This window comes from Streptomyces sp. NPDC031274, from assembly GCF_055570235.1.
Map to the genome: position 1 here is coordinate 1 of NZ_JBVIHP010000475.1, position 1,048 is coordinate 1,048.

Below are 1,048 nucleotides of genomic sequence, written 5' to 3' on the forward strand. Positions count from 1 at the left end.
AGTCCTTCTACCTCGCCCAGCTCTACAAGCTGGCCGCGTCCACCCGCTCCGGCGGCCCGACGATCTCCGAGTGGGGCCCGTGGTTCCCCGAGGTTGGGAACAACTGGACCGCCGTGTGGTGGAACCTCAACGTCCAGATCGGCATGGCCCCCGTCCACGGCTCCAACCACCCCGAACTCGACTCGGTCACCAGCACGTTCGCCCGCTTCGAAAAGAACCTGCCGACCTCCGTCCCGGCCGCGTACCGCGACGGCGAGAGCTACGCGCTCGGCCACCCCTCCGACTGGCAGCTGCGCGCGGGGGACACCTACGACGTCGGGGCACCGGGCAGCGACCACATCTCCGACAACTTCGGAAACCTGACCTGGGCCATGCACAGCGTCTGGCAGGCCTACCAGCACTCCATGGACAAGAAGATCCTGCGCGACGTCCTCTTCCCGATCCTCGCGAAGGCGGTCAACTTCTACGCCCACTTCCTGCACGAGGGCCCCGACGGCAAACTGCACCTCCTGGAGACGCGCTCTCCGGAGTACGCCAACGCGGCGGACTGCACCTACGACCTCTCCCTGATCCGCTGGGGCGCCCGCACCCTCCTGTAGACGGCCCGTCTCCTGAAGACCGACCACCCGCGCGCGAGGCAGTGGCAGGACATCGCCACGCGTCTGACGCCGTACGCCGAGGACCCGGCCGCCGGGGTCATGATCGGCAAGGACGTCCCGCTCGCCGATTCGCACCGCCACCACTCGCACCTGCTGTGGCTCTATCCGCTCCGCGAGCGCAGCTGGGACCGGCCCGGCGACCGGGACGTGATGCGGCGCAGCATGGACCACTGGGTCTCGATGCAGAACCTGTGGCACGGCTACAGCTACGCGATCGCGTCCTCGATGTACTCGGTGATGGAGGAGCCCGAGAAGGCCCTGGACCACCTGACCTTCTTCACCGACCTGAAGGTGGTCGCCGACTGCGCGATGACGGTCAACACCATGTACCGGGAGGGCAGGAACTTCGCCCTGGAGAGCCCGCTCTCGGCGGCGCAGTCGATGCTCGA

The 1,048-nt window shown here is 67.7% G+C and carries 1 protein-coding gene and 1 pseudogene; both read left to right on the forward strand.

What is annotated here, in order from left to right; all coding sequences use genetic code 11:
* The coding region (locus ACZ5CR_RS47285) for a glycosyl hydrolase family 95 catalytic domain-containing protein (protein WP_468870258.1) at positions 1-599 on the forward strand (599 nt) is incomplete at its 5' end.
* A 99-nt stretch (positions 600-698) separates the two neighbouring features.
* Positions 699-1,048 (forward strand): annotated as a pseudogene (locus tag ACZ5CR_RS47290) (glycosyl hydrolase family 95 catalytic domain-containing protein); the annotation flags it as partial.